This window comes from Variovorax sp. MSC1_012 (assembly GCF_023667525.1).
In the GTDB taxonomy this organism is placed as follows: domain Bacteria; phylum Pseudomonadota; class Gammaproteobacteria; order Burkholderiales; family Burkholderiaceae_C; genus Variovorax; species Variovorax beijingensis_B.
In genome coordinates, this window is record NZ_JAMOZJ020000002.1 from 1080173 (window position 1) to 1106840 (window position 26668).

Below are 26668 nucleotides of genomic sequence, written 5' to 3' on the forward strand. Positions count from 1 at the left end.
AAAACAAAATTTCCTAGGGACGTCCGTGTGCACCTCGTGTGCACTGGCTCTGGCAAGTTGGAAGCGTTTTCAGATGATTTAGGCCAGCGACTATCTGCCTGTTACGCCGGGCGCGCGGGTTCAAGTCCGTCCACTCCGCCAAACTCAGGCCCCTGTAGCAGCCCCTGCTACAGGGGCTTTTGGCTGCGTGCGGCTTGGTTTCCATGGCATGGGCGATTTGCGGCACGAAGGCCGGCGAACGGATGCCCTGGTCAGCTGGCAACACCACTACAACTGGCACCGTCCGCACAGCGCCATCGGCGGCTTCGCCCCGATGTCCAGACTCAACTCGTCAAAAAATAACCTCTTGACGCTTCGCACCTAGCTGTCCGTCGACTGGTGCAGATGCCTGCGCAACCGGCGCACGTTGAGCAGGACGAGCAGTGCGATCACCGGCACGGCCACCAGCGTCACCGTGGTTTCGTGCCAGCCCATGGCCTTGGCCAAGGGCTTGAGCAGGTAGTTGCTGAGACCGACGCCGTAGTAAGTCATGGCGATCACCGACAGGCCCTCGACGGTCTCCTTATATCTTTCGAATAGTTCAAACTTCATTGCTCGAGGTGCTGCAAAGCACGTCGATCAGTGAACGGGTTGACTCGCCACCGCGCAGCCTGGGTCTCCTGCGAGCCCGAGCTCGACCTACAGCACAGGGCGCGCGGTGGTGGTCTCTTTGTTCTGCTGCATCCCGAATGGTTGATCGAACACATTTCGTATTCATAAGGCTGGGAGCCGGAGAACTGTCATGAGTGAACCTGTCTACGTAGGCATCGACATCGCCAAGGTCAGCTTCGAGGTGGCCGCCAGTGGCGAGACACAGACCTTGAACCTGGGCAACGACGAGGCCGGTCATGCCGAGTTGTGTCAGGTGCTCGTGCCGCTGGCACCTCGCCTGATCCTGTTGGAGGCCACCGGTGGCCATGAGCAGGGTCTGGCGCTCGCGCTGGCAGCCGCTGGTCTGCGCGTGTCGGTCATTAACCCGCGACAGGCGCGCGACTTCGCGCGCTGTATGGGCAAGCTGGCCAAGACCGATCGAATCGACGCGCAGATGCTTCGCGGATTCGCCGAACTGCTGGACGCCCAGGGCCATGAGCCACGCGCGCTGGCCGACGAGCAGCAGCGTGAGCTCACCGCCATGGTGGCCCGCCGACGCCAGCTGGTGGCCATGCTCGTGGCCGAACGCCAACGCCTTGCACTGGCTCATCCGAAGGCCAAGGCCAGCATCCTGGCGATCATGGATGCCATTGCCGCCCAGCTTCACGACATGGACGGCGAGCTGCGCGAGCACGTGCACGCACATCACGCAGACCTGGCGCGTTTGCTGACCTCGGTCAAGGGGGTGGGGCCGACCACGGCCAGCACCCTGCTGGCGCAATTGCCCGAACTGGGCAAGCTCAACCGCAAGCAGATCACTTCCCTGGTGGGCCTGGCTCCAGTCAACCGCGACTCGGGCACCTTGCGCGGACAGCGTCACATCTTCGGTGGACGCGCGGACGTGCGCCGCGTGCTGTACGTCGCCGCTTTGGTAGGCACGCGATTCAATCCCGTGCTCAAGGCCTTCTATGCGGCCCTGCTGGCCGCAGGCAAGCCAAAGAAGGTCGCCTTGGTGGCATGCATGCACAAGCTGCTCATCATCCTCAACGCCATTGCCAGAACCAGGCAACCTTGGCGCGACGACTTTGCGGTGGCAGCTTGAGTTGGTCATACAAGATGGTTGCTGTTGGCGCAACTGCAGGCCCTGGCGCCGGTCGAGGGAGCTGAGCAGAGCCTGGTTCTGGCGTTCGCGTTCGACTTCGGAGCGCGTCTGCAGCAGCTGCGCGGCCCGGGCGATCCGCTCGGACAGCTGGGCCTGTCGCGCCGCCGTGGCTGCGCAGCTGTCCATCGCCGGACGAAATCGGCGCTCCAGGAATTCCGACAGCGGCTGCAGGCCCGGCACCAGAATCTCGCGCAGATCGAGCAGCCGCTGGGTCACAATGCCGCTGTAGGCGCGGGTGGCGGCAAAGCGCGCGCTGTTCTCGGCCATCGCATGCTCGACCTGGGCCGCGAGCGTGACGAGTTCGTGCAGCAGCACTTCGTCGCCGTCCGTCGCATCGTGGAAGCGGGCCATCAGCGACGCGAGCTGGGTTTCTTCCGCCGCGAGCTGGCCCATGCGGCGCGAGGCCAGCGGCAGGCTGAGCAGGGCCATCATCCGGTAGGTGTCGACTTCGATCAGGCGCTGGACAGTGCGGCCCGCGCGCCGCCGGTTCATGGCATGGTCGAACACCAGGAAGCGCGTCACGCCGGCCTTGGTCCGAAGGTCCGACACCACGGTGGCCGCGCCTTCGGCCACCCGGTTGCCCACCAGCAGATCGCTGCCGAAAAGCGGCGCCACCACGCGCGCATGGGGCGGATCGCCGGGGCAGGGGAGCACGGCCAATTGCGTTGCGGAAATCACGCGGCCAGGCAGCGAGGCCAGCCAATCGTGCGGCAGGGCGTCGAGCCAGCCGGTGTCGAAGGCGTGGTCCATGGCGAGTTCGGCAAGATCGGCGAACACGGTGAAGGTGTGGAATTCCGTGTGGCGCTCCCAGCGCACGCGCAACGCGCCGCAGCGCACCTGGCACTGCGTGGCGCCACCCGCTCCGGAGGCCTCGCCGCCCAGCCGCGCCAGATGCGCGATGCAAAGCGCGTCGTCGTCCGGTCCTTCGCGCAGCGTGGCAATGGCCAGCGCGGCACCCGGCGTAGAAAGCGGCTCGAAGGGGCGCGCGTGGATTTCGTCGGCCAACTGCTGGCGTCCTTCGACTTCTGTCGGCAGTTTCATTTCGGATTCCGGCAAGTGCATCGTTTGGGGGGACGCGTCCGAGGTCGAGCCCAGTTGCGCATGGATCGAGATTTGGCCACATGGAGCGGGAATGGCATGAAGGCGGCACTGCGCGCGGGGCTGCGAGCTCGGGAAATTGGTGCACTCGATCATGGATAAGACAAGACGGCCGAGCGGGAGAGATTGACGAACCCAGATGAAGAAATCTTCGTGCATTGCCATGGGCGCTCGACATTCCCATCGGCTACGTCGGAACCACGGGGAATGCGCCATCCGACGCACCGCACTTCGCCGTTTTCCTGCACGATGCGGACAAGCGCTGGTGGAAAAGCACCGCGATCAATCCTTACCCGGCGTTGCGTCAGGTGCCTTAGCCCGGATCCTTTTCACCCAAGCTCTTGAACCATCGGGCCGATGCATCGCCACTGAACCGGTCGGCGGTATGCAAGGGCTGCTTGCAGATAAAGTAGCTTTGGCAGCCACTGCCGAGCCCCTGTCGACCTCACACGCCGCTGATCACGGCGTCCAAGGCTGCGACGAGTTCACTTGCCTGCGACCGCAGGTTGCCTCGCGCGGTGCCGAGATCTTTGGCACGAAACGCCGCGGCCATATGCGGCATCGCGACCAAGGCGTGGCCTTCCCACTGCACTGGCGGACATAGCGCACGAGGCAAGGCGGCCGGCCTGTGCTTGCGGGACGCAAGCGGAACCATCAAGCGTGTGGGCAATGCCGAGAGAAGATCGCTTTGGATGTCGACCATCCAAGGAATGTCCGGACGTTGCAGCTTTGAGGGATTGGGGTAGACGTCGAATTGGGCCACTACCGAGCGCCGCTTTCACCAGAGCCTGAACTCTTCGCCAAAAACCCCGACCCGCTCGACCAGATCGTTTTGCTCGGCGATCCATTCTTTGTACGTCTCGTTGAACTCCCGCTTGCGCTGAGCCATCGATTTTTTCTGCTCCAGTGCTTCCAGTTCGGCAAAACGCGCTGCCGAGACGATCACGCCTGCCACGCGATCATTCTTCATGATGTGAACAGGCTCGCGTTCGGCTTGGCCGAGGTAGTAGCCGAATCGGTTCTTGGCTTCCGTGGCACTGATCTGCATGGGGAATTCTCAGAGAGTCCTCGATATGGTTAGCCATTTTAGCTATTTACCCCGTGTGTTTCAACCGTGGAAGGGCGTAGTTGCCCCGTGTGCAACGGTTGCGCAATGTTGCGCGGCATTCCGACGTTGCAGATTCGCTAGAAGCCGTCTGTACCGAGGTATGCGCACGTTCTCCTCCTTGATGCGGTTGGCTCCGTCCACGAAAACCAGTTTGGGCTTGTAGCCCGCACGTGGTCTTCGAGCACCAGGCCGAACGCCGCGATGGGTTGGCTGGCTCACGTTCCAGTGTGTATGAGTGATAGCGCTAAGTTGTTGAATTTAAAAAAGCAAAGCATCTCCGTCGCACCGATGATGGACCGGACATGACGCAAGCCCAGGGTGGGCGCCGCGGGCGTACCGCCAGGTCGAGAGGGCCGGCCCACCTGGGTAACCCACCAAATGGGACAATCGCGCGCGCCTGTCGTACGATCTTGGCCGCTGCGGCCTTGAAAGCATTCTCCAGGGCCCTCCGTCAGGCACGCAGCAGCCGATGAGACGCTACTGCCATCGTGACATGAGCCCGGTATTCCTGTTGCTTGTTCATGCGGATCCACAGCAGGCAAAGCGCTTGCTGCGGCGGCTGGTTTCGGTTGGCCGCTGCATTGTCCATGTCGATGCCAAGGCCGACTTTTCCGCGTTCCGGATCGACGATCCACGCGTAAGTTACGTGAAGGACCGTGTCGACGTGCGCTGGGGCGCCATCTCCCAGGTCGACGCCACCCTGAGGCTCATGCGCACCGCGCTCGCGGAATGCGAGCTGTCGCAGGTGAGCCATTTCATGCTGGTCTCGGGCAACTGCTATCCCTTGCGTCCGCTGGAAGAATTCCGCACCTTCTCGCAGCTGCATGCAGACACCAACTTCATCAAGATGATTCCTCTTGCAAGCACGCGCAAGCTGCATGAACGAGTTCACCACTTCTGGTTCTACGAGGACCTTCCGGTGGATGGAAGGAAATTCACCCTGGTACGGCTGTTGCGCGGCCTTCTGCAACTCCTCGGCAAGCTCGGGCGCCGTTCGTTCCCGCTCTTTGCCCAGTGGCACTTCGGTTCCCAATGGTGGGCGCTGACCCCTGAAGCGGTGAGCTACCTCGTGTCGTATCCGCATGAAACGTCCGTGAAGCGTTTTCTTCGGTTCTCCAAGGCGCCCGACGAAATCTACTTTCATACCCTGCTCGCGAATTCCCCGCTGCAGCACACCGTGGAGCCCGTCAGCGGCAGCGGCGTCTGGGACGCGGCGAACCTGCACCTGATCGATCCCTCGCTGTCGCGCTGGTTCCACACGTCGGACTACGAGGAAATCGTCGCGTCGGGCAAGTGGTTCGTGCGCAAGGTCGGCAGCGGCATCTCCGGCGATCTGTGCGACAGGCTGGACCGCAACGGCAATCACAACCTGGTCGCGCAAGCGGGCAAAGAGACCGCGTAGCCGTGGGCGCCGCTCCGGCCCGGGACCCTCATCAGGGCGAAGGGCAGAATGCGGGCAGGAGCCGTCGTCCAGGCAGAGGAGTTGCAGCGCATGAAAATCGAACCACAGTCCACGTTCGCCGGGAGAAGGGCCGATGCCTTCGAACTGAAGATCCGATTTGCATGCGGGGCGCTGCTGGGCCTTGTGGTCGGCCTGGGCATGTGCGTCAGGTTGTGGCCGCTGAGCACTTTCGGCGCGTGCGTGCTCGTGGTGCTGACCGTCGCCGTCTGCGGTTTCTGCGCCGCTCGGTTTGGTGACAGGTTCTGGGCCAATCTGCGGTGGCTGCAGTAGAGCACTTGCCATGAGATGGCTGAAACTGCTGCGCAGCGTTCTGCGCGTGTTGTGGTGGGCAGTGGCAGCGGCCATACCGGTTGTGCAATATCGTTTCCGCGAAAGCTACCGCCGCGCAATCGGGTGTCCCGCCTCACCGGATTGCTACGTGCCAGGCGCCGAGCTCCTGATCGACATGCTGCTTCTCGCCGCGGGTTCGGCGGTCGTGCTCTGGCCGCTCTGCGCGTGGTATGCCATCGTCAAGCCATGGCTGGCCCGCCGGGCATCGCTCAAACAATGACAGGGACTGCATCCGATGTTCTTCTCTCGCAAACCGAAGCCGCCTTCCTCGAGGCTCATGCAACTCCACGAGTACATCGACCTGCTCCACGGAGGCACCGAGGATCACGCCGGAAGCGATGCGGTCAAGCAAAGCGCCGTGGCGCTTGCGCACAGCCTTCGTGGGCCCCTGCAATTGAAAGCATGGACGGCCCCGGCGTTGGCGCAGGTCTTTGCCCGCCGCTCGCAGGCGCACGATGCACTGCTGGTCCATGTGCCCCTCGACATCCGCGATTGCTTCCTGATCGCCATATTCAGGAACGGCGAGTCCACCGCGCGGGAGCATCTTCTTTTCGACATCGGCGCGGAATACCAGGAGCCCGTGCTGGATTGCCCCGAGTTCGGCGTGGCGGAACCGGCGAACGAAGCCAACATCCGTCACTGGATTCCGTTGCTGCAGGGCGAGCCGACCGCGTTCGCGGTCATTGAACGGCGCGGCGGAACCTACATGCAGGTGTTCGCCGACGCCGAGGGCTTTCATCTGGAGCATCAGCTGGTTACCCCCGGGGCGCACTACCGCTCGGCCGAGCCGGTCAGCGCCGAGGAAGCCGTCGGCATCCTGGTGTCCTATGCATGCGAAAAATACGAGTGGGCCTACAAGCCCTGGGAGCGGCTCGAGCTGCAGGCTACGTGACCTGAGGGTTTGCCAAAATTTGCCAAACGAAATAGACTTCTCTCATGAGCACCATGAACGTATCCCTTCCGGAAGCCATGAAGTCGTTCGTGGATGAGCAAGTGGTCGAACGCGGCTACGGCACAAGCAGCGAGTATGTGCGCGAGCTCATCCGACGGGACCAGCAGCGGCTCCAGCTGCGCAGTCTGTTGCTCCAAGGAGGCCTCTCGGCGCCCGCTGCCGGGGCAGACGCAGCCTACTTTGATGGCTTGCGAGAGAAGGTGCGCAATGCGGGCAAAAAAGCAGCCAGGGTCGGCGGCAGGTGAATGCGAAGACAGTCATCCCGCGAAAACAGGCCAACCAGGACGTCGACGACGCGATCGCCTATTACCTGAGTGAAGGCGCGGGAAGTGCCGCACTCGATTTCATCGACGAACTCGAAGAGGCCTACAGCCACGTCAGCCGCCATCCCGGCACGGGTTCCATGAGCTATGCCCATGAACTCGATCTGCCGGGGCTTCGTTTCTGGCCATTGACTCGTTTCCCGTACCTGGTCTTCTATTTCGAACAGTTGGACTGCATTGATGTCTGGCGCGTCCTCCACGGCCGGCGCGACATACCCGCATGGATGCAGACGTCGGGAACTGATGCTTGACCAGCAGGCTGGCCAAGCGGACATGGACTGCTCTCGCATGGCCCCAGCCAATTCCGACGCGACTGCGTATTCCAATGACTCGCTTGCGGTTTCCGCATACGCCCGAGCTTTGCGAACCTTGCTCCCGCGCTACCGCTCCAGAAAGAGATCGGCAATGACCGACCTCAGCCACTTGTTGGAAGGGTCCTGCTGATACCGCTCGTGCCAATGCTGCTTGATGGCGAATCCCGGCAGCGTGAAGGGCGGCTTGAACACCTTCACGTCGGCGATTCGCAGCAAGGTCTCGGCCACGCGCTCAGGCACCGTGATCATCAGCTCCGTCTGTGCCACCAGTGCGCCGATGCCCAGGAAATCGGGAAGGTGCAGGCTGATGTTTCGCTGCACGCCAAGCCGGTCGAGCTCGCGCTCGACCAGCTCGTTGCCGGCTCCTGCGCCCGACACCAGCACGTGCTTTTCTCGCTTGAACATGCCTTGCGTCAGGCGGGAATGAATCCGGGGATGGTCCTTGCGTACGACGCAGACGAAGCGCTGATCGAACAATTTCTGCTGGTAGAAGCCCGCCTCCAGTTCCGGCATGAAGCCCACGGCCAGGTCCGCATCCCCGGATTCCAGCATCTTGGGCGTCCGGGCCGAGATGTGCGTGATCTCGACCCGGATCGACGGGGCGACCTCGCTCAGGCGGTTCATGAGCCGGGGCAGGAGCACGAGGTGGGTGATGCCGGTCATGCACACGCGAAAGGAGCGCTGCGCTTTCGCCGGATCGAAGATCGCCTGCTGCCGCGTCACGGCACGCAGCAACTCCAGCGCCTGCCGGACCGGCGCGACCAATGAAGTGGCGTGCGGCGTCGGCTGCATGCCCTCGGATGTGCGGACAAAGAGCGGATCGCCGAAGTGCCGCCGCAGCCGCGCCAATGCGATGCTGATGGAGGACTGCGGCATGCCGAGGTGATCGCCGGCCCGCGAGACGCTGCGCGTCTTGTAGACCTCGTCGAAGATGCTGAGCAGTTTGAGATCCATTATTCAGATTCCTGATTCAGCGTATTTAGCGTATGTCATGTTCTAAATACTGCCACAGACCTAGGATCGCCGGATGACACTGAAATCGCTGATCGTGGCGTGCGCCTTCCTTCCTCTTGCCACGCTCGCGGATGTTTCCTCGGCATCAAGGCAAGCCGATCCCCCGGCCGTGAGCGCCTTCTATCGCCATCCCGAGCACTGCGCCTATATGGCGGGACTTCCCGAGAACGACTCGCCCGAGTTCATCGAGCGCTTCGAGGTCGACGTCCAGGCGGCGGTGGAGGCCTTGCGGGTCCGGAATCCGTCGCTGCAACTGACGGATGCCCTGTTCCATCTCAAGGCTGGGTGCGACCGGACCTTGGCACGGATGAAATAGCGACAAAGCGCTTGACCCTCTCGTAGCGGCAGGGTCTAGGATGCCTTCGACTAAAGAGGGAAGGCATGTTCTTGAAGATCGGTGAACTTGCCCGGCGCGCCGGGCTGACAGTGCGCGCATTGCGCCACTATGACGACATCGCACTGCTGGTGCCATCCGAAAGATCGAGTGGCGGATATCGCCTGTACGGCCGGAAAGACGTGGCACGGCTTTATCGCATCCAGGCGCTGCGGCGGCTCGACTTGTCGCTCGCGGACATTCAAGGCCTGCTCGACAACGCGGCCGGCGGGCTTTCGGAAGTCGTGGCCGGGCAGGTGGCGCAACTCGACCGGGAAATCCTGCAGGCATCGGCACTGCGCGCCCATCTGCTTGCACTGCAGGACCAGCTGCGGGCCAGCAAGGAGCCCGGCATCGACGACTGGCTCCTGGCACTCGAGAGCATGGTCGCCGGTGCGAAGTACTTCAGCGACGACGAACAGCGCGTGCTCAACACGCAACGCAATGGCCTCGCCGATGCGGCGGCGCCCGAGCGTGCCGAACTGACGAACTGGCTGCACCGCCTGGTCGCAGCCGGCGCATCGCCCGAGAGCCCGCAGGCGCAGGCCCTGGCGCAGCGTTGGATCGCACTGCTGCTCGAAGAAGCCGGGGGCGACGAAGGACTGCTGATGAAAATCTACGCCATGCACTGGAACGAGCCGTCGCTCCGTGCGATGACGGGTGTTGACCGCGCCGGCATCCGGTACATCTCGCACGCGATGGCGTTCGCGCGCCTCGAGCTCTATGCGCCTTACTGCAGCGCGGACGAGCTGGCCACGCTGCGCCAGCACTACGTTGCGCAGACTGACGCGTGGCCGCCGCTCATCGCAGAGGTCCGGCAACAGATGTCGGCGGGTGCCCCTGCCGATGGTGCGGCCATGCGCGCGCTGGCGCTGCGTTGGCAGGCGCTGTCGCTGGCCAAGGCTGGCGGCAATGCGTCGCTGCACGCGAAGCTGCAGCGGGCGTTCCGCCACGACGCGGCCCTGCGGTCCGGCTCGGGCATCGATGAGACCCTGGCTGCCTACGTGGGACAAGCAATGACTTGCCTGGACGGCACACAGGTCTCCTGAACGAATCCAGAAAGGCACCACGTGAACGCACAAGTGCAGGCGAACCCTCATTTCTTTACCGGCAACTACGCACCGCTGACCGAGGAGCACGACGTCGCGGCGCTCGACATCGAAGGTACGCTGCCGCCCGGGCTGTCGGGCAGCCTGTACCGGGTCGGCCCCAGCCCGCAATACGCACCGCGCGACGACAGCTATCACTGGTTCTCCGGCGACGGCATGGTGCATGCCTTCCACATCGGCAAGGGCAAGGTGTCGTACCGCAACCGCTGGGCGCGCACGCCGAAGTGGCAGCTCGAACATGAAGCCGGACGTGCGCTCTTCGGCACCTTCGGCAATCCCGCCACCAGCGACCCGCTGGCGCAGGGCCGCAACGGCGGCACCGCCAACACCAGCATGCTGTGGCATGGCGGTCGCCTGTTCGCGCTCGAAGAGTCGCACCAGCCTTTCGAACTCGACGCCTTCACGCTGGCGTCCAAGGGGCACCAGAGCTTCGGCGACCGTGTGGCCTCGCGCTGCACCGCGCACCCGAAAGTCGATCCCGAGAGCGGCGAACTGCACTTCTTCGCGTACTCGCCCGACGGCCCCTGTTCGCCGACCATGCTCTACGGCGTGATGGACAGGCACTGCGAGGTCGCGCAACTCCAGTCGTTCACGGCGCCGTATGCCAGCATGGTGCACGACTTCATGGTGACGCGCGGACACGTGCTCTTTCCCGTGACGCCGCTGACGCTCAGCATCGAGCGCGCCATGCAGGGAAAGCCGCTGCTGGCATGGGATGCCGCCAGGCGCACCCATGTAGGCGTGATGCGCCGTGGCAGCGCAGTCGATACGCTGCGCTGGTTCGACACCGACGCCTGCCATGTGTTCCACGTGATGAATGCCTGGGACGACGGCGACACCATCGTGGCCTACGTGATGCAGTCGGACACCGCTCCCGGACTGCCCGACGCGGAAGGCCGCCCCGGCGACCCCGATGCCATGGCCGCGCGCCTGTGCCGATGGACCTTCGACATCGCCGGCAAGAGCCGCGGCTTCCAGCGTGAATACCTCGACGACCTGGTGGCGGAGTTTCCGCGCATCGACGAGCGCTACACGGGGCGGCGAAACCGCTGCGGTTTCTACACCTGCCATGCAACGCCGCGCGCGCGGGACGATTCGCAGAGCGTGCTCTACGACAGCCTGGCCCGATTCGACTTCGACACCGGCGAGCGCAGCATGTACACGCTACCGCCCGGCGACGTCGTGTCCGAACCGGTGTTCGTGCCACGCGATGAAGGCTCGGCGGAGGGCGACGGCTGGCTGCTCGCCGTGGTCTGGCGTGAGCAGGAAAGGCGTAGCGACTTGCTGGTGCTCGATGCCACGGACCTGCCTGCGGGACCTGTTGCGGTGGCCCGTTTGCCGCACCGCGTGCCGTTCGGCTTTCACGGGACCTGGCGACCTGGCTTGTAGCGTCTGGCCGGCAAGCGCTGGGAACTTCGTGGCCGCGATCGCTATATTCCTCCCTTCGGAGTTGTTCTGTACAACCCAAATCGAGAGGAGCTCGCGCCTTGAAGCCATCCCCCAAAAAGCAGGCCGGCCTGAACTTTCCCAGGCCGCTGGTTACCGTCGACGTGGTCATCTTCACCGTGCTGGAAGATGCACTGAAGGTCATGCTGGTACGCCGCCCGAACGATCCCGAGGATCCCTTTCCGGGACGCTGGGCGCTTCCCGGAGGGTTCATCGACGTCGACAAGGACGCCAGCCTGCTCGACTGCGCGCTGCGCAAGCTGCGCGAGAAGACCGGCGTTGCCGCACCCTATCTCGAGCAGCTGGGCAGCTGGGGCGGCGCGCACCGCGATCCGCGCGGCTGGTCGGCCACGCATGCCTTCTTCGCGCTGATGCCGGCCCGGGACCTGGTGCTCGAAAAAGGCGTGAACGCCGCCGAGGTCGAATGGATGGACGCCGCGGCCGCGGGCCGCAAGCGCCTGGCGTTCGACCATGCGGAGATCCTCGCCAGCGCCATCGCGCGGCTGCGCAGCAAGGTGGAATACACCTCGCTGCCGGCCTTTCTCCTGAGCGAGCCCTTCACGCTGCCGCAGCTGCAGCACACCTACGAGGTCGTGCTCGGCCGCGCCGTCGACAAGAGCGCCTTCCGCAAGCGGATGCTCGATGGCGGCTTCATGGAGGAGGCCGGCATGGTGGAGGGCGCCTCCGGCCGGCCGGCCATGGGCTACCGGCTGCGCGACCGGTCGCAGGCTGCCTTGTTTCCCCGAACCTTCAGCCCGCGGGATGCCGAGGCGCCGGACGCTTGACTTTTTCTTTCTTGGTTGTACAGTGCAACCAATAAGAGTTGTACAGTACAACTAACAAGAGGACGCCGCCATGAAGCAGAACATCCATCTCCTCGTGATCGATCCGCAGAACGACTTCTGCGACCTGCCGGCCGACTGGCTCGGCACGGACGCCGCCACGGGGGCGCCGCTGCAGCCGGCGTTGCCGGTCGCAGGTGCCCACGCCGACATGCTGAGACTGGCCGGCCTCATCCGCGAAGGGGCGGGCGGCATTGCCGGCATCACGGTCACGCTGGACTCGCACCACAGGTTCGACATCGCCCACCCCACGTTCTGGCAGGCGCGCGGCGGCGGTGCCGTGGCGCCCTTCACCCCGATCACGGCGGCGCAGGTTCGCGCCGGCGACTACCGGCCCCGCGACGCCGCGGCCCTGCCGCGCGCGCTGGCCTACCTTGACGAGCTCGAGCGCAGGGGCCGCTACACGCTGATGGTGTGGCCGGTGCACTGCGAGATCGGCAGCTGGGGCCACAACGTGCATGCCGCCGTCAAGGCCGCCTACAACGCCTGGGAAGACGCACAGGCCGGCCTGGTGGAAAAGGTCGCCAAGGGCAGCAATCCCTGGACCGAGCACTACAGCGCCATCCAGGCCGAGGTGCCGGATGCGGACGATCCCGGCACTGCGCTCAACATGCGGCTGGTCGAGTCGCTCGACCGCGCCGACCTGATCGTGATCGCCGGTGAAGCCAGCAGCCATTGCGTGAGGGCCACCACCGAGCACATCGCCGCCAACCTGCCGTCGGGCAGGCCCGCCAAGCTGGTGCTGGTCACCGACTGCATGAGCCCGGTGACCGGCTTCGAGGCCCAGCACCAGGCCTTCCTGAGCGACATGGCCGCGCGTGGCGTGCAGCTTCGCACCAGCGCCGAAGTGCGCGCACTGCTGGCGGCCAACGCCTGACGCCAACCCGCCAAAGGACCACACCATGCAACCCGTCATCCACAGTCTGCTGGACACCGACCTGTACAAGTTCACGATGTGGCAGGCCATGCTGCACAGCCATCCGCAGACCCAGGCCGAGTACAGCTTCGTGTGCCGCAACCAGCCGGCCTATCCGCTGGCCGAGCTGCTGGCGGACGTCAACGAGCAGCTCGACCATCTCTGCATGCTGCGCTTCGCGCCCGGCGAACTCGCCTACCTGCGCGGCCTGCGCTACATCAAGAGCGATTTCGTCGACTTCCTGCGCATCTTCAGCTTCCAGCGCGAATTCATCACCGCTCAGGCCGAGGGCGATGCGCTGCGCATCCGGGCGGTCGGCCCGCAGGTGCACACCATGGCGTTCGAGATCTTCGTGCTCGCGATCGTCAACGAGCTGTATTTCCGCCGCTTCGATGCGCAAGCCGCGTTGGCCGAAGGCCGCCGGCGTCTGCAGGCCAAGATCGAGCTGCTGCGCAACTTTGCAGAAGAGCCGGCCGCGCGGCATCCTTTCGAATTCTTCGACTTCGGCGTGCGCCGCCGCTTTTCGCGCGACTGGCAGCGCGAAATGGTCGGCACGCTCAAGCGCGAAGTGCCGATGTACTTCAAGGGCACTTCCAACGTGCTGCTGGCCAAGGAGCTGGAGCTGGTGCCCATCGGCACCATGGCGCACGAGTACCTGCAGACCTACCAGGCGCTCGGCGTGCGGCTGCGCGACTTCCAGAATGCCGCGCTGGAAGGCTGGGTGCAGGAATACCGCGGCGACCTGGGCGTGGCGCTGACCGACGTGGTCGGCATGGATGCCTTCCTGGCCGATTTCGACCTGTACTTCGCCAAGCTGTTCGACGGCCTTCGCCACGACTCGGGCGATCCGGTCGCCTGGGGCGAGAAGGCGCTGGCGCACTACGCCAGGCTGCGCATCGATGCGCACACCAAGCGGCTGGTGTTCTCCGACGGGCTCGACCTGCCAACGGCGATCCGGCTGTACCGGACCTTCGCCGACCGCACGCAGACCGGCTTCGGCATCGGCACCCACCTGAGCAACGACGTCGGCCTCACGCCGCTGAACATTGTGATGAAGCTCACGGGCTGCAACGGCCAGCCGGTGGCCAAGCTGTCGGACAGCCCGGGCAAGACGCTGTGCGAAGACCAGACCTTCCTGGCCTACCTGCGCCAGGTCTTCCAGATCGAGGGTTGAACGCCATGCTCCGCATCACCATCGCCCAGCTCAATCCCACCATCGGCGACCTGGCCGGCAACGCCGCGCGGATGATCGAGGCCGCGCGCCGGGCCTCGGCCGAGCAGGCCGACCTGGTGGTCTTCTCCGAGCTGTCGCTCACCGCCTACTACCCGGCCGACCTGCTGGAGGAAGAGGGCTTCATGGACCGCGTGGAGGATGCGTTCGGGCAGCTGCTCTCGGCCTCGCGCGAGATGCCGGCACTGCACTGGGCGGTCGGACTGCCGGTGCGCCGCGAGGGCGCGGGCAAGAAGCTTCGCAACGTTCTGCGCGTCATTTGCGCGGGCGAGGTGCGGCTCGAATATGCCAAGCAGCTGCTGCCGACCTACAACGTCTTCGACGAGCGCCGGCACTTCGAGCCGGGGCCCGACGTGGCGCGCGTGCTGCGCATCCGCGACACGCGCGTGGGGCTCTTGATCTGCGAGGACGGCTGGAACGACGAGGGCCAGGACTACCTCGTCAATCCTTTCGACCGCATGCGCGACGCAGCGCCCGACCTCGTGGTGTCGATCAACGCCAGTCCGTCGAACATCGGCAAGCGCGAGCAGCGGCACCGCATCTTCGGCGCGGCCAGCCGCCGCAACGGCCTGCCCATCTTGTACGTCAACCAGGTGGGCGGGCACGACCAGCTGGTGTATGACGGGGCCTCGTTCGCCGTCGAGCCGCAGGCCGGCGTGGTGTACGAGGCGCGCCGCTTCGCGGAGGACGTGGGCACCTTGCGCTTCGAGGCCGGCCGCTTCCTCACGCCGGCCGGCGGGGCGCCGCCGCGCGTGCCGCCGCAAGGCCTGGCCACGCTGGAGTTCTACCGCCAGCAGATCGTGCTGGGCCTGCGCGACTACGCGCGGCGCTGCGGCTTCCGGCAGGCGGTGGTCGGCTCGTCCGGCGGCATCGATTCGGCGCTGACGCTCGCGCTGGCGGTCGAGGCGCTGGGCGCGCAGAACGTCGTGGCCATCACGATGCCATCGCGCTTCTCCTCGGCGGGATCGGTGGGCGATTCCGAAAGCCTGTGCCGCAACCTCGGTGTGCCGCTCAAGGCGCATGCCATCGCGGGCATCGTCTCGCAGTTCGAGCAAGGCTTCGATACGGCATTCGGCCAAGGCCTCGAGGGCGTGGCACTCGAGAACCTGCAGGCGCGCGTGCGCGGCACGATCCTCATGGGCTACTCCAACAGCTTCGGCCACCTGCTGTTGACCACGGGCAACAAGTCCGAGATCTCGGTCGGCTACTGCACGCTGTATGGCGACACCAACGGCGGCCTGGGCCTGATCGGCGACCTCTACAAGACCGAGGTCTTCGCGTTGTCGCGGCACTTGAACGCACAGGCCGGACGCGAGCTCATCCCGCAGGCCATCCTCGACAAGGAACCCTCCGCCGAGCTGGCGCCGGGACAGAAGGATGCCGACAGCCTGCCGCCCTATGAAGTGCTCGACGAAGTCCTCAAGCTGCTGATCGAAGGCGAGCGGCTGGGGGCGGAGGAGTATGCGCAGGCGCGCAGCTTCGCCGACCGGCTGCGCGCGACGCCCGGGGGCGAGGCGCTGGTCGAGCGCATCCGCGGCATGGTCGCGCGCAACGAGTACAAGCGGCGCCAGTCGCCGCCCATCGTTCGGGTCAGGCCCCGGGCATTCGGCTTTGGCCGCCAGATGCCGATTGCTGCCCGCTGGAACTGAGGACAACGAGATGACAAGCACGAACAAGGCGCCCGATGTCGCCGTCTACATCGGGCGCTTCCAGATCTTCCACAATGCCCAGTTGGCGCTGCTGCGTCGCGCGCTGGCGGCCGCGCCGGAGTGCGTGGTGGTGCTCGGCTCGGCCTTCCAGGCGCGCACGCCGCGCAATCCCTTCACCTGGCAGGAGCGCGTCGAGATGATCCGCGTCGCGCTGCCGGAAGCGGACCGTCAGCGGCTGAAGTTCCTGCCCGTGCGCGACCACTACGACCCCGCGCGATGGGTCGCGGCGGTGAAGGAGGGCGTGGCCCGGCTGCATCCGGGCCAGCCTTCGGTGGTGCTGGTCGGGCACCTGAAGGACGCGACCAGCAGCTACCTGCGCGACTTTCCCGGCTGGGCGCTCGACGACGCCGGGCGCCGCGGCGACATCCATGCTAGCGCGCTGCGCGACGCGTATTTCGGGGCGGCCCGCGACGGCTCGCTGGAGCCGGCCCTGGCAGCCCTCGCCGGCCAGGCACCCGAGAGCACGCTGCAGTTCCTGCGCGCCTGGGCCAGCCTGCCGCCTTATGCGGTGCTGGCGCAGGAATGGGAGAGCCTGCGCCGCGAGAAGGCGCTGTGGTCCGGCTCGCCGTACCCGCCGGTCTTCGTCACGGTCGATGCGGTCGTCCAATGCGGGCGCCAGGTGCTGCTGATCCGGCGCGGCCGCTCGCCCGGCAAGGGCCTGTTCGCGGTGCCGGGCGGCTTCATCGAGCCGCGCGAGACCGTGTGGCAATCGGCTCTGCGCGAGCTGGAAGAGGAAACCGGCCTGCGCCTGCTGGACAGCGACATCGAAGCCGCGTTCAAGGCGGTGCAGGTGTTCGACCACCCCGACCGCAGCCAGCGCGGCCGGGTCATCACCCACGCGCACTGGTTCGACCTGGGCCCGCGCCGCCCGCCCGAGCTGACCGCCGGCGACGATGCCTCGGAAGCCCGGTGGGTGCCCATCGATCAGCTGGCCGGCATGGAGGACCAGTTCCATGACGACCACTTCCACATCCTCGATTTCTTCTTCGGGTTGAAGGTGGATGGTGCGCAAGGCGGCACCGGATGAACGACCGGGAGCGATACCGCGGCTGCCTCCTCGGGCTCGCCTGCGGCGATGCGGTGGGCACGGCCGTCGAGTTCATGCCGCGCGGAACCTTCGAGCCTGTCACGGGCATGGCTGGCGGCGGCCCGTTCAGGCTGCGGCCGGGCGAATGGACCGACGACACGTCGATGGCGCTGTGCCTGGCGACCAGCCTCGTCTGGCGGCGCGGCTTCGATGCCGTCGACCAGATGAACCGCTACTGCAACTGGCGCAGCGTCGGCTACCTGAGCAGCAACGGCGAGTGCTTCGACATCGGCATCACGGTCGCTACGGCGCTGGATCGCTACCTTCTGACGAGCGATCCGTTCGCCGGCGATCCCGATCCCAGGACGGCCGGCAACGGCGCGCTGATGCGGCTCGCACCGGTCCCGATGTACTTCCGCGCCAGCGCGGACCACACCTTCCGGTTTGGCGGTGAAAGCACTCGAACGACGCATGGCGCGCGCGAAGCCATCGATTGCTCGCGGCTTTTTGCGCTGCAGCTGCGGGCAGCGTTGATGGGCGCAAGCAAGGAGCGCATCCTTGCGACCACAGTCCCCGAACCCCTGTCCGGCAAGGTCGCAGCCATTGCGTCGGGCAGCTACGTCGGCAAGCCGCGCGAGGCCATCAAGGGATCGGGATACTGCGTCGATTCGCTCGAGGCGGCCCTTTGGTGCTTCTTCGGCACCGGGTCGTTCGAGGAAGCCGTGCTGGCAGCGGCCAACCTGGGAGACGATGCCGACACCACGGCCGCGATCTGCGGGCAACTGGCCGGTGCGCACTACGGCGCGTCTTCCATTCCGGCAGCCTGGCTCGAGCGGTTGGCCATGCGCGGCGACATCGAAAGCCTCGCCGATCAACTGCTGGAAGGTAGCCGCGCCTCCTGATCCTTGGGCGCTGCTGCGCCCTCGTCGTCTTCAACTTGCTGCTGCAAGAACGGCGGAGCCTCAGCCCTGCTTGCGCATCGAGAAGCAGGCCCCGGCCACCAGGATGAACGTCCCGATGATCACTTTCTGCCAGGTGCTCGGCACGCCGGCCAGGATCAGCACGTTGTTGATCAGCGTGACCAGCACCACGCCCAGCAGCGTGCCGCCCACGGTGCCGCTGCCGCCCGTGATGCGCGCGCCGCCGAGAATCACGGCGGCGATCACGTCCAGTTCGTTGCCCACCAGGTCGAAAGGGTTGGCCAGCCGCGTGCTAGACACGTGCACGATGCCCGCAAGGCCCGACAGGAAACCCGCATAGGCGAACACGAAGACGTGCACGGTGCGCAGGTTGTAGCCCAGCCGCTCCGCGATCGCCAGGCTGCCGCCGATGGCATACACCGCGCGGCCGATCAGCGTGCGGTTCAGCAGCCACCAGGTCAGCACCGCCGCACCGGCCAGCACCAGCACGGTGGCCGGCAGCACCGCGTGCAGGCCCTGCGGCGTGTCGAAGCGCCAGAGCGCGAGCTTGCCGAAGGCGTCCATTGGCAGCGGCACGTTCATGAAGAACACCGTACCGACGAAGGTCAGCAGGATGCCGCGGTACAGGTACTGCGTGCCGATGGTCACGATCAGCGAAGGCGCCTTGAGCCAATGCACCAGCAGGCCATTGAGCACACCCAGCACTGCGCCGCTCGCTGCACCCGCCACCAGCAAAAGCGCGATCGGCGCTTCCGGAAAGTAGTTCAGCACGAGCTTGGTGATGCTGTACATCGTGAGCGCGGCAATCGCCGCGAACGACACATCGATGCCGCCCGCGGCCAGCACGATCAGCACGCCGAGCGCGAACAGGCCCAGCACCGTGCAGGCGCGCACGATGTCGAACAGCACCGGCAGCTGGAAGAAGCTGGGGTTGATCGCGCCCACCACCAGGCTCACCAGAACGATCAACGCCAGCGTGAAGACCGAGGGGCGCTGCGCGAGCCAGTGGCGCCAGGACGTGCGGGGCCGGGGCTTGGAGGCCGTGGGCACAGCGGTGGTGTGCGCTTGCATGGTGGAAGCCGTCATGAGAATGCGGGAGAGGGTGTGTCGGAAACCAGGGCGCGGTACAGCTCGCTTTCGGCCAGCCCCTGCGCGTCGAAGTCGTGGGCAATGCGGCCCTTGCGCATCAGCAGGATGCGGTCGCAGTTCTGCAGCAGCTCCTGCAGGTCGTCGCTGACCAGGATCACGCCCAGTCCCTGCTCGGCCAGCCGTTGCACGATGCGGTAGATGGTGTCTTTCGAGCCGACGTCCACGCCCACGGTGGGGCCGTGCAATATCAACACCCGCGGATCGATGGCGAGCCACCGTCCGATCAAAACGCGCTGCTGGTTGCCGCCCGAGAGCGACTGCACCGGCCGGTCCACGTCGGGCGTGGCGATCTGCAGCTCGGTCACCGTGCGTTCGGCCAGCGCCTGGCACTGGCGCGCATCGAGCGCACCGAAACGACCGCGCAGGCGGCTGAGCACGGCCGTGACGATGTTGTCGCGGATCGGCTTGTCGAGGAAAAGGCCTTCGCTGAGGCGGTCTTCGGGCACATAGCCGATGCCCTGGCGGATGCCGTCGGCCGGTGTCTTCAGCGTGATTTCCTTCGCTGCCAGCGAGATGCGGCCGCGGTCCGCGCCCTGCACGCCCGCGAGTGCCATCGCCAGCTCGTTGCGCCCCGAATCGAGCAGTCCGGTGATCCCCAGGATCTCGCCCTTGTGCAGGGTGAAGCCCACGCCGCTGAACTGGGTGCCACGGCCCAGCGCCTCGACCTGCAGCAGCGTGTCGCCGTCGTGCGAGCGGTGGCGGTAGCGTGCACCGTCGAGTTGCTTGCCGGTCATCCAGTGCGAGAGCTCGGCCTTGGTGAAGCCCTTGATCGGACCTTGCGCGACCTTGGTGCCGTCGCGGAACACGATGGCCTGGCCGCCCATGGCCATGCACTCGTCGAGCTTGTGGCTCACGAACAGCACCGCCACGCCCTGCGCGCGCAGCGCCTCGACCACGTGCACGAGGTTGTCCACCTCCTTCTGCGTGAGCGAGGTGGTGGGCTCGTCCATGATGACCATGCGCGCGCGCGTGGCCACGGCCCGCGCAATGGCCACCAGCTGGCGCGTGGCAATCGGCAGTTCGTCGACGCGGCGCGCCAGGAAGGCGGCATCGGTCGGCAGCTTCACCGTTTCCAGTGCACGCACGGCCGTGGCCGCCACTGCCTTGCGGTCGAAGCGACGCGCCAGCTTGCCGCCGGTGCTCACCAGCTGCTCGCTGAGCGCGACGTTCTCGGCCACGTTCATGTTCGGCAACAGGGACAGGTCCTGGTAGACCGTCTCGATGCCGAGCGTGAGCGCCTGCAGCGGCGACAGCGCATCGTGCGGCGTGCCGTCGACCACGATGCGGCCCTGGCTCGGCGGCTGCGCGCCCGAGATGATCTTGATCAGCGTGCTCTTGCCGCAGCCGTTCTCGCCGAGCAGATGGTAGATCTCGCCGGCCTCGATGGTCAGGTCGATGCCGCGCAGCGCGTGCACGCCCGCGAAGCGCTTGTGCACGTCCTGTACCTCGAGAAAGACGCGGCGTCCCGCCGGCGCGGCCGGGTATTGCGGGGCGGGCGTGGAGTGCGCTGCAAGGGTCATGGTTCGCAGGCTCAGAAAGCGTATTTCTTGTAGTTCTGCTTGTCGACCTCGACCCAGGCCTGGCCGGTGACGATGATGCCGGTGCCCGGACCCTTCTTGACCGAGACCTTGTTGTAGCCCGGCACGCCCATGTCGGCGCCGTCGGTGATGGTCTTGCCGTCGATCAGCATCTTGGCCGCCTTGTTCATGACAAGGCCGGCGTCCTTCGGATCCCAGAAGGCGATGCCGCCGACCGCGCCCGACTCGAGGAACTTGGCTGCCTCGCTCGGCAGGCCCGTGCCGAACACACAGACCTTGCCCTGCAGGCCGGCTTCTTCCACGGCGCGGCCGATGCCCAGCACGTCGAGCGACGACGAGCCCTGGAAGCCCTTCAGGTCGGGGTGCTTGCGCAGCATTTCCTTGGCCTTGCCGTAGGCCTTCTCGGCGTCGTTGAGCGATTCGTTCTTGGCGTCGACCAGCGCCATCTTCGGATACTTCTTCGCGTTGGAGGCGCCGCCGTCGGCCCACTGCACCTGCGACTGGCTGCCGAGCGAGCCGACCAGCGAGGTCCACTTGCCCTGCTGGCCCATGCAGGCCGCGAGGCGCTCGTTGATGCGCGCGCCGTAGGCCGTGTTGTCGAAGGCCTCGATGTCGACCATGGTGTTCTTCTGGTTGTCCGCCTCGTGCGTCACGACCTTGATGCCGCGTTCCATCGCGCGCTTGAGCACCGGCTCCAGCGTGGGCGGGTCCATCGAGACCACGGCGATGGCGTCGACCTTCTTGGCCACCAGGTCTTCCACCAGGCGTTGCTGCTGCGCCGCGTCCGACTGGGCCGGGCCGATCTGGCGCGTGGTCACGCCCGGCGTGTTCGCGCCGAATTCCTTCACGCCCACTTCCATGCGGTTGAACCAGCTGATGCCCGTGATCTTGACCACGGTGACGATGTCTTGCGGCTTGCCTTGCGCATGCAGTGCCGAGGCGAAAGCCACGGTGGTGAGTGCGAGCACGGTGCAGGCGATCTTGGTTTTCTTCAGCATTTGTGTTGTCTCCTAGCCCTCGGGATTTCTTTGCGTCACGCCAGGAGGGAGCTGGTGCGGCGGTGCGCTGGAGCGCGTGGTGGAAAGAAAGACGCGCAAGTCCTGCAGGCCGAAGCGCCCGTACGCCAGGAAGAACAGCAGCAGCAGGCCCCAGGCGCAGTCGCGGAAGAAGTTGGAAATGCCCAGCAGGTTGAAGGTGCTCGACAGCAGCTGCAGCGCCACCGCCGAGAAGAACAGGCACACCATGCGTCCGTAGCCGCCCTGCGGCCGCACGCCTGCCATCACCGTGATGAGGATGGCGATCAGCAGGTAGGAGTTGCCGTAGTCCGACTTCACGCTCGCGGTGCGCGCGGCGATGATCACGCCGGCCACGGCAGCGAGGAATCCGCACAGCGCATAGGTCGCGATCAGCATGCGGGCCTGCGAGATGCCGGCGTAGCGCGCCGCCTTGGCGTTGGTGCCGAGCAGGAACAGGCGGATGCCGAACGGGCTCTGCCGCAGCAGCCAGCCGACGGCCAGCAGCATCGCGAGGAAGATCACGAACGGAATCGGCACGCCCAGCACCATCTCGTTGCCGATGGCGGAGAGCGCTTCGGCATCGCCCACGCGCAGGCTGGAGCCACCCGTGAGCACCACGGCCAGGCCGGTGTAGAGCAGTTGCGTGCCCAGCGTGCAGAGGATCGGCGTGAGGCCTGCCTTCGCGATGAGCACGCCGTTGAGCAGCCCGCCGGCCAGTCCCACCGCCAGCGCAATGGCGGCGAACCAGCCGGTGTAGAGCCAGGGCGACATGTCGGGCGCGGCCAGCTGCGGTGCGAGCGTGGCGGCCACCACGCCGGCCAGATTGGCCAGCGCCACGCCCGACAGGTCGATGCCGCCGTTGCCCGAGATCATCGACAGCGCCACGCCCATGGCCAGCAGGCCCAGTTCGGGCAACTGGCCGCCCATGGACTGGAAGTTGTAGACGTCGAGGAAGTCGCCCCTGGAGAGCACCGTCGCCACCACGAGGATGAGGACGTTGATGCCGACCAGGAAGTTGAGTTCGCGGTCCGAAAACGTGAGCTTCATCAAGAGAGTCCTGTCAGGCGGCGCGGGCCAGCAGTGCATCGACCTCGGCGCGCGTGGGCATCGAGGGCGCCGTGCCGGCACGCGTTACCGAGATGGCCGCGACCGCCGCGCCGAAGCGCGCCGCCTCGCGGGCGGTGGCACCTTCGGCCAGCGCGGCCGCAAAGCCGCCGTTGAAGGCGTCGCCCGCGCCGGCGGTTTCCTTCACCGCACCGGCGCGGAGCACCGGAATGTGCTCGGAGCCACCGGCGCTGTGCAGCAGGGCGCCCTTGTCGCCGAGCGTGATGAGCGCGCAGCCCACGCCCTTGGCAAGGAAGAAGTCGCCCGCGCGGCGCGCATCCTCGATGGTCTCGACGGGCATGCCGCTCAGGGCCGCGGCCTCGTGCTCGTTGGGCGTGATGTAGTCGCACAGCGCGTAGAGCGCATCGTCGAAGGGCAGGGCGGGCGCGGGGTTGAACACCGTGACCGTTCCGGCTTCGCGCGCGATCTCCAGCCCGCGCTGCGCGGCAGCGGCCGGCTGCTCGAGCTGGGTGACGAACACGCGCGCGCCACGGATCGCATCGGCGGCCGCATCCACGTCGGCCGCATCGATCAGCGTGGCCGCGCCCGGCACCACGATGATGGCGTTGTCGCCGGTGACCTCGTGCACGTAGATGAACGCCGCGCCGGTCGGCTGTGCCGCCACCTGCGGCGCGCGCGGCGTGATGCCTTCGCGCGACCACAGCGCGAGCGCGTCGTTGCCGAAGGCGTCCTGCCCCAGCTTGGAGATGAACGTCACCCCGGCACCCGCGCGCGCGGCCGCCACGGCCTGGTTCGATCCCTTGCCGCCCGGGCCCATCGCGAAGCCCGAGCCGGCGATGGTCTGGCCCACGCCCGGAAGGCCGGACGCGCGAAACGCAAGGTCGGCGACGAAGATGCCGAGCACGGCCACGCCGTGCTGCCTGGAAGTGACGACGGTCATGGGGTCAGTCCTGCGGCGCGAGCACGCCCTTTTTGAAGATGAAGCAGCCGTAGAAGCGGCGCTCGCCGGTGGCGATCACGCAGTAGGCGCGGCGCGCGGCTTCGTAGAAGGCGAAGCGTTCGATCGAGCCCAGCGGGCGCACGCGGCCCTCGGCGGCGTCGATCTCGCGCTGCATCTCCTGCTGCACCGGCGGAATCTCGTGCGGCTGGCCCATGATTTCCATCCGGCGCGCCGGATCGTCCACGGCGTTGTCGAGCGGCAGCACCGAAAGAATGGCGCGCGCCGCCTCGGTGGTGCCCACGCCATCGATGCGCAGCAGCCGCCCCAGCGTGGTCTGGCGCGCGACCGAATCGGCCGGGAAATTGGCATCGCACAGCACCAGCTCGTCGCCGTGGCCCATGGCGCGCAAGGCGTACAGCACGTCGGCATTGAGCAGCGGATGGATGGACTTCAGCATGCGTACTCCTGGGATGGGAACAGTTCGGTTGGCCGCGATCTTAGGGAAAGAAAACGTTTGCGCAAACGTTTGCTATTGGGGGGTTTCCCTTGGTTTGCGGGGTTTCGGCGGCATGGCCCGCGTTCATTCCCCATAGGGAATCCAGATGTTCTTGACCTGCGTGGCATGCCGCAGGAACAGCGGGCCTTCGGCGGCCGCGCCGTCGTGCCAGTCGGTGGCCAGGCCGTGATCGACCAGCGTGCGCTTGAGGTTGCCGATCGACAGCCTCTCGGCCATGCGCGACAGTTCCTTCGCGCCGAAGACCCACAGCGCATCGACGTCGTCGTGCTCGGCCAGCGTCTGCGCAAGGCCGGCGGCGGGGCCGGTCACGAGGTTGACCGCGCCGGCCGGCAGGTCGGAGGTTTCGAGCACCTGGTAAAAGTCGGTCGCGATCAGCGGATGCTTCTCGCTCGGCACGATCACCGTGCGGTTGCCCATCGCGAGCAGCGGCGCGAGCAGGCTCACGAAGGACAGCAGCGGCGCCTCGTCGGGGCACACCACACCGACCACGCCGATGGGCTCGACCGTGGCGAGCGCCACGCCGCGCAGCGGCGGCGCATGCACCGTGCCTTCGTACTTGTCGGCCCACGCACCGTAGGCGAAGAGGCGGCTCACGGCGGCGTCGACTTCGGCTTGCGCGGCGCGCGCGGCCACGCCGGTCAGGCTCGTGAGGCGCGCGGCGAATTCGCCGGCACGTGCCGAGAGGTTTTCGGCCAGGTAGTAGAGCGCCTGGGCGCGGCGGTGTGGCGTGGCGCTCGACCAGCCTGCGGCGGCGCGCGCGGCGGCCACAGCGTTGCGGATGTCCTTGCGGTTGCCGGTTCCCACCTCGCCGACCCGTTGGCCGGCGGCGGAGAACACCGGGTGCGACAGTTCGCCGTCAGCGCGCACCTGCTTGCCGCCGATGAACAGCTTGGCGGTGCGGTCGATGGCCGGAAGCCCCGCGGCGGCCGGCGCCTTGTCCGCTTCGTTCGCGGCCTGGGCAGCCGCCGTTGCCGAACGCGGCTTGCGCTCGGACCAGGCGCGCGGCTTCAGGTATTCGTAGCAGCCTTCGCGACCACCTTCGCGGCCGTAGCCCGATTCGCGGTAGCCGCCGAAGCCCACGCCCGCGTCGAACAGGTTGGTCGCGTTGACCCACACCACGCCGGCCTGCAGCTGCGGCGCGATGCCCAGCGCAAGGCCGATGGTCTCGCTCCACACGCTGGCCGCGAGCCCGTAGCGCGTGTTGTTGGCCAGCGCCACCGCCTCGTCGGGCGTGCGGAAGGTCATGGTCACCAGCACCGGGCCGAAGATTTCTTCGGTCGCGACAGTGGATGCCGGATGCACGCCCGTCAGCAGCGTGGGTGGAAAGAAGCTGCCGCCCGCCGGCAGCGCGCCCGGCGGCTGGTAGCAGGCCGCGCCTTCGCGCACGCCCGTGGCCACCAGCGAACGCACGCGCTCGAGCTGCGAGGGGTCGATCAGGCTGCCGATGTCGATTGCCTTGTCCAGCGGCAGGCCCACGCGCAGGCTCTGCATGCGGCGCTTGAGGCGTTCGATGAAGTCGGCCGCAATGCCTTCCTGCAGCAGCAGCCGCGAGCCGGCGCAGCACACCTGGCCCTGGTTGAACCAGATGGCGTCGACCACGCCTTCGACGGCGGCATCGATGTCGGCATCGTCGAACACGATGAAAGGCGACTTGCCGCCCAGCTCCAGCGTGAGCGACTTGCCCGAGCCCGCGGTGGCCTCGCGGATCAGGCGGCCCACGTCGGTCGAGCCCGTGAAGGCGATCTTGTCGACGCCTTCGTGCGCCACCAGCGCGGCGCCCGTGGCGCCGTCGCCGGTCACCACGTTCAGCACGCCGGCGGGCAGGCCGGCCTCTGCCGCCAGTTCGGCGAACAGCAGCGCGCTGAGCGGCGTGAACTCCGCGGGCTTGAGCACCACCGTGTTGCCCAGCGCCAGCGCGGGCGCGATCTTCCAGGCCAGCATCAGCAGCGGAAAGTTCCACGGGATGATCTGGCCGATCACGCCCAGCGGCATCTGGTCGGCGAACTCGCGCGCCTGCAGCTGGGCCCAGCCGGCGTGGTGATAGAAGTGGCGCACCACCAGCGGCACGTCGAGGTCGCGCGTCTCGCGGATCGGCTTGCCGTTGTCCAGCGCCTCGACCACCGCGAGCAGCCGCGCATGGCGCTGCACCATGCGCGCCAGGGCATACAGGTGCCGTGCACGGCCATGGCCGCCGAGCGCCAGCCAGCCCGCCTGCGCGGCGCGCGCGGCGGCAACGGCGGCGTCTACGTCCAGCGCCGATCCTTGTGCGATGCGGGCGAGCCGCTGGCCGCTGGCCGGCTCAGCGGTGTCGAAATGCGCGCCGGCCGAAGCGGCGGTGAAGCGGCCGCCGATGAAGTGGCCGAAGCCCTCGGCATGGCGCGAGAGCCATTGGCGGGCGTCGGTGTCGCTCTCTGGCGCGGGGCCGTAGTCCATGGTGTCGAAATAGCGTGCGACGCTGCTGTTGCTGCTGCTCATCG

The 26668-nt window shown here is 66.6% G+C and carries 27 protein-coding genes and 2 pseudogenes; 17 read left to right on the top strand and 12 right to left on the bottom strand.

Annotated features, from left to right (window positions below; genetic code table 11):
* Positions 1 to 235: 235 nt before the first annotated feature.
* Positions 236 to 364 (top strand): annotated as a pseudogene (locus L1081_RS30525) (integrase core domain-containing protein); the annotation flags it as partial.
* Here L1081_RS30525 and L1081_RS30530 read toward each other — a convergent pair.
* A complete protein-coding gene (locus tag L1081_RS30530; protein ID WP_489417225.1) occupies positions 361 to 591 on the bottom strand; it encodes a DUF3422 family protein in 231 nt (76 codons plus the stop codon). The pseudogene L1081_RS30525 and the gene L1081_RS30530 overlap by 4 nt on opposite strands.
* A gap of 190 nt (positions 592 to 781) precedes the next feature.
* On the opposite strand from L1081_RS30530, the gene L1081_RS30535 reads away from it, so the two are divergent.
* Positions 782 to 1732 (top strand): IS110 family transposase, encoded by a 951-nt coding sequence (locus tag L1081_RS30535; protein ID WP_489417226.1) that lies wholly within the window; start codon positions 782 to 784, stop codon positions 1730 to 1732.
* A gap of 78 nt (positions 1733 to 1810) precedes the next feature.
* Here the strand turns inward: L1081_RS30535 and L1081_RS30540 are convergent.
* The 3 genes and pseudogenes from L1081_RS30540 to L1081_RS30550 form a co-directional block, all read right to left on the bottom strand.
* Positions 1811 to 3106, bottom strand: a pseudogene (locus tag L1081_RS30540) (DUF3422 family protein); the annotation flags it as partial.
* A gap of 229 nt (positions 3107 to 3335) precedes the next feature.
* Positions 3336 to 3653, bottom strand: coding sequence for a CcdB family protein (locus L1081_RS30545; protein WP_489417227.1), 318 nt, complete (start codon positions 3651 to 3653; stop codon positions 3336 to 3338).
* 15 nt (positions 3654 to 3668) lie between these two features.
* Positions 3669 to 3938 (bottom strand): type II toxin-antitoxin system prevent-host-death family antitoxin, encoded by a 270-nt coding sequence (locus L1081_RS30550; protein WP_489417228.1) that lies wholly within the window; start codon positions 3936 to 3938, stop codon positions 3669 to 3671.
* Between the two features lie 553 nt (positions 3939 to 4491).
* Between L1081_RS30550 and L1081_RS30555 the strand changes: the two genes are divergently transcribed.
* The 6 genes from L1081_RS30555 to L1081_RS30580 all read left to right on the top strand — a co-directional run bounded on the left by L1081_RS30555 (position 4492) and on the right by L1081_RS30580 (position 7316).
* Positions 4492 to 5400, top strand: coding sequence for a beta-1,6-N-acetylglucosaminyltransferase (locus tag L1081_RS30555; RefSeq protein WP_489417229.1), 909 nt, complete (start codon positions 4492 to 4494; stop codon positions 5398 to 5400).
* Between the two features lie 90 nt (positions 5401 to 5490).
* On the top strand, positions 5491 to 5730 hold the full coding sequence (locus L1081_RS30560; protein ID WP_489417230.1) for a hypothetical protein: 240 nt from the start codon (positions 5491 to 5493) through the stop codon (positions 5728 to 5730).
* Positions 5731 to 5740: 10 nt separating this feature from the next.
* Entirely contained in the window at positions 5741 to 6010 is a 270-nt protein-coding gene (locus L1081_RS30565) for a hypothetical protein (RefSeq protein ID WP_489417231.1), read from the top strand.
* A gap of 138 nt (positions 6011 to 6148) precedes the next feature.
* Positions 6149 to 6682, top strand: coding sequence for a hypothetical protein (locus tag L1081_RS30570; protein WP_489417232.1), 534 nt, complete (start codon positions 6149 to 6151; stop codon positions 6680 to 6682).
* A 44-nt stretch (positions 6683 to 6726) separates the two neighbouring features.
* Entirely contained in the window at positions 6727 to 6987 is a 261-nt protein-coding gene (locus tag L1081_RS30575) for a ribbon-helix-helix domain-containing protein (RefSeq protein WP_489417233.1), read from the top strand.
* A complete protein-coding gene (locus L1081_RS30580; RefSeq protein ID WP_489417234.1) occupies positions 6984 to 7316 on the top strand; it encodes a type II toxin-antitoxin system RelE/ParE family toxin in 333 nt (110 codons plus the stop codon). Before L1081_RS30575 ends, L1081_RS30580 begins: the two co-directional genes overlap by 4 nt.
* Positions 7317 to 7445: 129 nt before the next feature.
* Here the strand turns inward: L1081_RS30580 and L1081_RS30585 are convergent, their stop codons facing one another.
* Entirely contained in the window at positions 7446 to 8333 is an 888-nt protein-coding gene (locus L1081_RS30585) for a LysR substrate-binding domain-containing protein (protein WP_489417235.1), read from the bottom strand.
* A gap of 73 nt (positions 8334 to 8406) precedes the next feature.
* On the opposite strand from L1081_RS30585, the gene L1081_RS30590 reads away from it, so the two are divergent.
* The 9 genes from L1081_RS30590 (at position 8407) to L1081_RS30630 (ending at position 17948) form a co-directional block, all read left to right on the top strand.
* Positions 8407 to 8709, top strand: coding sequence for a hypothetical protein (locus L1081_RS30590; protein ID WP_489417236.1), 303 nt, complete (start codon positions 8407 to 8409; stop codon positions 8707 to 8709).
* Between the two features lie 65 nt (positions 8710 to 8774).
* Positions 8775 to 9815, top strand: coding sequence for a MerR family transcriptional regulator (locus L1081_RS30595; protein ID WP_489417237.1), 1041 nt, complete (start codon positions 8775 to 8777; stop codon positions 9813 to 9815).
* 21 nt (positions 9816 to 9836) lie between these two features.
* Positions 9837 to 11264 carry a carotenoid oxygenase family protein gene (locus L1081_RS30600; protein WP_489417238.1) on the top strand — a complete coding sequence of 476 codons (1428 nt, stop codon included), beginning with the start codon at positions 9837 to 9839 and terminating at the stop codon, positions 11262 to 11264.
* 98 nt (positions 11265 to 11362) lie between these two features.
* Positions 11363 to 12106 carry an NrtR DNA-binding winged helix domain-containing protein gene (locus tag L1081_RS30605; protein ID WP_489417239.1) on the top strand — a complete coding sequence of 248 codons (744 nt, stop codon included), beginning with the start codon at positions 11363 to 11365 and terminating at the stop codon, positions 12104 to 12106.
* A gap of 70 nt (positions 12107 to 12176) precedes the next feature.
* Positions 12177 to 13040 carry a cysteine hydrolase family protein gene (locus L1081_RS30610; RefSeq protein WP_489417240.1) on the top strand — a complete coding sequence of 288 codons (864 nt, stop codon included), beginning with the start codon at positions 12177 to 12179 and terminating at the stop codon, positions 13038 to 13040.
* 25 nt (positions 13041 to 13065) lie between these two features.
* Positions 13066 to 14253: a nicotinate phosphoribosyltransferase gene (pncB, locus tag L1081_RS30615; RefSeq protein WP_489417241.1), complete on the top strand. Its 1188-nt coding sequence runs from the start codon at positions 13066 to 13068 to the stop codon at positions 14251 to 14253.
* Between the two features lie 5 nt (positions 14254 to 14258).
* The gene (locus L1081_RS30620) at positions 14259 to 15959 is read left to right on the top strand and encodes an NAD+ synthase (protein ID WP_489417242.1); all 1701 of its coding nucleotides are present in this window, start codon (positions 14259 to 14261) and stop codon (positions 15957 to 15959) included.
* Positions 15960 to 15969: 10 nt separating this feature from the next.
* Positions 15970 to 17046, top strand: coding sequence for an NUDIX domain-containing protein (locus tag L1081_RS30625; protein WP_489417243.1), 1077 nt, complete (start codon positions 15970 to 15972; stop codon positions 17044 to 17046).
* Positions 17043 to 17948, top strand: a complete 906-nt coding sequence (locus tag L1081_RS30630) for an ADP-ribosylglycohydrolase family protein (RefSeq protein ID WP_489417244.1) — start codon at positions 17043 to 17045, stop codon at positions 17946 to 17948. Before L1081_RS30625 ends, L1081_RS30630 begins: the two co-directional genes overlap by 4 nt.
* 60 nt (positions 17949 to 18008) lie before the next feature.
* On the opposite strand, the gene L1081_RS30635 is transcribed toward L1081_RS30630, so the two are convergent.
* The 7 genes from L1081_RS30635 to L1081_RS30665 all read right to left on the bottom strand — a co-directional run bounded on the left by L1081_RS30635 (position 18009) and on the right by L1081_RS30665 (position 26666).
* A complete protein-coding gene (locus L1081_RS30635; protein ID WP_489417245.1) occupies positions 18009 to 19052 on the bottom strand; it encodes an ABC transporter permease subunit in 1044 nt (347 codons plus the stop codon).
* Positions 19049 to 20635 (bottom strand): ATP-binding cassette domain-containing protein, encoded by a 1587-nt coding sequence (locus L1081_RS30640; RefSeq protein ID WP_489417246.1) that lies wholly within the window; start codon positions 20633 to 20635, stop codon positions 19049 to 19051. Before L1081_RS30640 ends, L1081_RS30635 begins: the two co-directional genes overlap by 4 nt.
* Before the next feature lie 11 nt (positions 20636 to 20646).
* Positions 20647 to 21651 (bottom strand): substrate-binding domain-containing protein, encoded by a 1005-nt coding sequence (locus L1081_RS30645; protein ID WP_489417247.1) that lies wholly within the window; start codon positions 21649 to 21651, stop codon positions 20647 to 20649.
* Positions 21652 to 21663: 12 nt separating this feature from the next.
* Entirely contained in the window at positions 21664 to 22716 is a 1053-nt protein-coding gene (locus L1081_RS30650; protein WP_489417248.1) for an ABC transporter permease subunit, read from the bottom strand.
* A gap of 13 nt (positions 22717 to 22729) precedes the next feature.
* A complete protein-coding gene (locus L1081_RS30655) occupies positions 22730 to 23674 on the bottom strand; it encodes a PfkB family carbohydrate kinase (protein ID WP_489417249.1) in 945 nt (314 codons plus the stop codon).
* A gap of 4 nt (positions 23675 to 23678) precedes the next feature.
* Complete coding sequence (locus L1081_RS30660) at positions 23679 to 24131, bottom strand: RbsD/FucU family protein (protein ID WP_124961026.1); 453 nt, start codon at positions 24129 to 24131, stop codon at positions 23679 to 23681.
* Between the two features lie 123 nt (positions 24132 to 24254).
* Entirely contained in the window at positions 24255 to 26666 is a 2412-nt protein-coding gene (locus tag L1081_RS30665) for an aldehyde dehydrogenase family protein (protein WP_489417250.1), read from the bottom strand.
* Positions 26667 to 26668 lie beyond the last annotated feature (2 nt).

Coding starts and splice junctions, on each gene's coding strand:
- L1081_RS30530 (WP_489417225.1), bottom strand. CDS start 591: ATGAAGTTTGAACTATTCGAAAGATATAAGGAGACCGTCGAGGGCCTG.
- L1081_RS30535 (WP_489417226.1), top strand. CDS start 782: ATGAGTGAACCTGTCTACGTAGGCATCGACATCGCCAAGGTCAGCTTC.
- L1081_RS30550 (WP_489417228.1), bottom strand. CDS start 3,938: ATGCAGATCAGTGCCACGGAAGCCAAGAACCGATTCGGCTACTACCTC.
- L1081_RS30555 (WP_489417229.1), top strand. CDS start 4,492: ATGAGCCCGGTATTCCTGTTGCTTGTTCATGCGGATCCACAGCAGGCA.
- L1081_RS30560 (WP_489417230.1), top strand. CDS start 5,491: ATGAAAATCGAACCACAGTCCACGTTCGCCGGGAGAAGGGCCGATGCC.
- L1081_RS30565 (WP_489417231.1), top strand. CDS start 5,741: ATGAGATGGCTGAAACTGCTGCGCAGCGTTCTGCGCGTGTTGTGGTGG.
- L1081_RS30575 (WP_489417233.1), top strand. CDS start 6,727: ATGAGCACCATGAACGTATCCCTTCCGGAAGCCATGAAGTCGTTCGTG.
- L1081_RS30585 (WP_489417235.1), bottom strand. CDS start 8,333: ATGGATCTCAAACTGCTCAGCATCTTCGACGAGGTCTACAAGACGCGC.
- L1081_RS30590 (WP_489417236.1), top strand. CDS start 8,407: ATGACACTGAAATCGCTGATCGTGGCGTGCGCCTTCCTTCCTCTTGCC.
- L1081_RS30595 (WP_489417237.1), top strand. CDS start 8,775: ATGTTCTTGAAGATCGGTGAACTTGCCCGGCGCGCCGGGCTGACAGTG.
- L1081_RS30610 (WP_489417240.1), top strand. CDS start 12,177: ATGAAGCAGAACATCCATCTCCTCGTGATCGATCCGCAGAACGACTTC.
- pncB (WP_489417241.1), top strand. CDS start 13,066: ATGCAACCCGTCATCCACAGTCTGCTGGACACCGACCTGTACAAGTTC.
- L1081_RS30620 (WP_489417242.1), top strand. CDS start 14,259: ATGCTCCGCATCACCATCGCCCAGCTCAATCCCACCATCGGCGACCTG.
- L1081_RS30625 (WP_489417243.1), top strand. CDS start 15,970: ATGACAAGCACGAACAAGGCGCCCGATGTCGCCGTCTACATCGGGCGC.
- L1081_RS30630 (WP_489417244.1), top strand. CDS start 17,043: ATGAACGACCGGGAGCGATACCGCGGCTGCCTCCTCGGGCTCGCCTGC.
- L1081_RS30635 (WP_489417245.1), bottom strand. CDS start 19,052: ATGACGGCTTCCACCATGCAAGCGCACACCACCGCTGTGCCCACGGCC.
- L1081_RS30640 (WP_489417246.1), bottom strand. CDS start 20,635: ATGACCCTTGCAGCGCACTCCACGCCCGCCCCGCAATACCCGGCCGCG.
- L1081_RS30645 (WP_489417247.1), bottom strand. CDS start 21,651: ATGCTGAAGAAAACCAAGATCGCCTGCACCGTGCTCGCACTCACCACC.
- L1081_RS30650 (WP_489417248.1), bottom strand. CDS start 22,716: ATGAAGCTCACGTTTTCGGACCGCGAACTCAACTTCCTGGTCGGCATC.
- L1081_RS30655 (WP_489417249.1), bottom strand. CDS start 23,674: ATGACCGTCGTCACTTCCAGGCAGCACGGCGTGGCCGTGCTCGGCATC.
- L1081_RS30660 (WP_124961026.1), bottom strand. CDS start 24,131: ATGCTGAAGTCCATCCATCCGCTGCTCAATGCCGACGTGCTGTACGCC.
- L1081_RS30665 (WP_489417250.1), bottom strand. CDS start 26,666: ATGAGCAGCAGCAACAGCAGCGTCGCACGCTATTTCGACACCATGGAC.